A 2,589-nucleotide genomic window follows, 5' to 3' on the forward strand; every position below is an offset into this window, starting at 1 on the left:
CGATGCGCGCGGTCTCGGTCAGCTTGTCGGCAAGGGTGGTCTCCCACTCGGGGTGGGTGAAGGTGAAGTAGTGGAGTCCAAGGTCCATACCTCAGACGCTAGGCCTTCGAGTGCGCTCGAAGACAAGCCCTCAATCAGTGCCGGGATCGTGACGAGCGGTACGCAGCGGCGACCCGTACACGACGACGGCCGCGACGACGAAGAGTGCCACCGCCACCCACAGCGCCGGCCGGAGTCCCAGCAGCTGGGCCACAAGTCCGCCGGTCAGAGCGCCGATCACGGCACAGGTGCGGTTCGCGGACCGGATGGTCGCGTTCATCCGGCCCTGCATCTCGTCAGGCGTCACGGACTGCCGATAGCCCAGCGAGTTGGCGTTCTCGATCCCCATCCCGAACCCGGCCATCACCTGAGCGGCGCCGAGCAGGACGACGCCGAGCACCGTGGGTGGCGCCGACGCCGTGCTCGCCCACGCCACCGGTGCGACCACGACGCCGAGCAACATCGCGCCGCCCGCGCCGAGGCGGTGCCCGGCCCGCACTGCGAGCGACGATCCGAGCAGCCCGCCCACGCCGGTGAACGCGAGGACGATGCCGTACGCCACCACCCCGAGTCCCATCTCGCGAAGCGCGAACGGCGCGAACGCCGTCACCGCCATGGCGTTGCCCGTGAACCAGATGTGGGTGGAGATGGCGTGCGGGGCGATGGTGCGGTGGGGGTAGATGAAACGTATCCCGTCGGCGATGTCGCCCACGACGTCGGCGGGCGTGCTCGGCCGGCGCGGCAACGCCGGCTCCTCGACGCGCAGCCGAGCGTTCATCACCGCGCCGAGCGCACAGGTGAGCGCATCGGCGAGGACCGTGAACGGAGCCCCGACGAGGGCGACCATCCCGCCGCCCAGGGCCGGCCCGGAGGTCAGCGCGACGGTGTCGCCCTGGTCGATGCGGGCGTTGGCCGAGAGCAGTGCGCTCCGCGGCACCAGGCGAGGAATGAACGACTGGCGAGCGGCGACCTCGAGGACCGAGAGCGCTCCGACCACGAAGAGCACCCCGGCCACGACGGACAGCGAGAGCGCGTCAGCCAGCCACAGCACCGGGATGGCGAGCAGCGCCACCGCCTGCGCAGCGTTCGACCAGACCAGCAGCGGCTTGCGTCGCACCCGGTCGACCAGGACGCCGGCGAAGACTCCCAGGAAGGCGTACGGCAACACTCTTGCGGCATTGACGACGCCTACCTCCGCGGGCGTCGCGACGAGCACCTGGACGACCAGCACCTGGATCGCGACCGTCGAGACGGCGGTGCCGAACGAACCTGTCGTGGAGGCGGTCCAGTAACGGACGAAGGCCGGGATCCGCATCGCCTCGTCGCTCACGCTGCCGCTTCCGTAGCGCAAGCGCCATTGTACGGAAGCAGCAGCGTGATGACTTCGATGGTCGCTCGCTGGCGCTCGCTCACGCGGCCTCATCCTAGTGAGGAGCAACCGATCGAGCCGGTCACGGCCTCGCGTCCGACTCACGCTCGGGCAGCTCTGCCAGGTGCTTGTGGCCCCAGTCCCCCAGCGGCTGGAGGGCGGCGATCAGCTCTGCCCCGGCCGGGGTCGGACGATAGAGGACCTGCACCGGTGTCGAGGGGATCACCTCTCGCGCAATGAAGCCGTCACGCTCGAGCTCCTTGAGGCGCAGGGCGAGCATCCGGTCGGAGATACCCTCGACCGCGCGCCGGTATTCACCGAAGCGGCGCGCGCCGCCCACGGCCGCGAAGAGCACCGCGCCGGACCAGCGTTGCCCGACGCGTTCGAGCGTGCGCTGGAAGACGGCGCACGACGTCTCGTCGACCTGCTTGCCATTGGGTGTCACTTACCCAGGATAAGTTGCTAACGCCCCTGTTGCAACGTGACGTTGCGCCGCACAGACTCTGTGGTTGTCGGTCCATCGACCGGCCTCGAGATCGCCCGCGGACGCGGGTCAGCCAAAGGAGTACACGCGTGTCCATCGCGTACATCGTCGTCTCGTCCCTGCTCGCACTTGCCTGCCTGGCATCCGGGATGACCAAGGTGACCAGGCAGCCGGCCATGGTCGAGCAGCTGGGTGGGCTCGGCGTCGCCGCCAAGTACGTGCCCGTTCTCGGCGTCCTGCTCGTGCTCGGCGCTATCGGCCTCATCGTCGGCAACTGGGTCGGTGCCCTCGGCGTCGCGGCCGCCGGGGCGCTCGCGCTCTACTTCATCGGTGCGATCCTCACCCACCTGCGCGCCGGCGACGCCAAGGGTTCGGTGCCCACGGTCGCTCTCACCCTTGTCTCGGTTGTCGCGCTAGTGCTGCGGGTGCTGTCGCTCTGACCTCGGCAACACTGACTCGGGTCAGCGAAGCAGCGGCTCGCGCCTGAGGTCGCGCTTGTCGAGCTTGGCGTCGTACGCAGCCAGCGGCTCGGCCTTGGTCGCGTCGGCCTCGACCGCGGAGCTCGCGACGCCGGCCCACTCCAGGATGCGGGCGGTGGCGAGATCGCGCTCGTCGGCGACTAGCCCGGCCACGTTGGCGCCGTGGTTCATGCCCGGCGCGGTGAAGACGTAGGAGTCCTCGGTCCTGGCGCCCGGGC

General features: G+C 69.8%; 3 protein-coding genes and 1 pseudogene. 1 reads left to right on the plus strand and 3 read right to left on the minus strand.

Translation table 11 applies throughout. From position 1 onward, the window contains the following. Window positions 1–130: 130 nt before the first annotated feature. Window positions 131–1,369 carry an MFS transporter gene (locus ACRDPS_RS06465; RefSeq protein WP_431500802.1) on the minus strand — a complete coding sequence of 413 codons (1,239 nt, stop codon included), beginning with the start codon at window positions 1,367–1,369 and terminating at the stop codon, window positions 131–133. Between the two features lie 121 nt (window positions 1,370–1,490). Next, window positions 1,491–1,853, minus strand: coding sequence for a winged helix-turn-helix transcriptional regulator (locus ACRDPS_RS06470; RefSeq protein WP_431500803.1), 363 nt, complete (start codon window positions 1,851–1,853; stop codon window positions 1,491–1,493). Window positions 1,854–1,981: 128 nt separating this feature from the next. Here ACRDPS_RS06470 and ACRDPS_RS06475 point away from each other — a divergent pair, with 128 nt between their 5' ends. Next, on the plus strand, window positions 1,982–2,332 hold the full coding sequence (locus tag ACRDPS_RS06475; RefSeq protein WP_431500804.1) for a DoxX family protein: 351 nt from the start codon (window positions 1,982–1,984) through the stop codon (window positions 2,330–2,332). A 21-nt stretch (window positions 2,333–2,353) separates the two neighbouring features. On the opposite strand, the pseudogene ACRDPS_RS06480 reads toward ACRDPS_RS06475, so the two are convergent. Continuing rightward, window positions 2,354–2,589: pseudogene (locus tag ACRDPS_RS06480) on the minus strand (aminopeptidase); the annotation flags it as partial.

Source organism: Nocardioides sp. (assembly GCF_050699375.1).
Lineage (GTDB): Bacteria > Actinomycetota > Actinomycetes > Propionibacteriales > Nocardioidaceae > Nocardioides.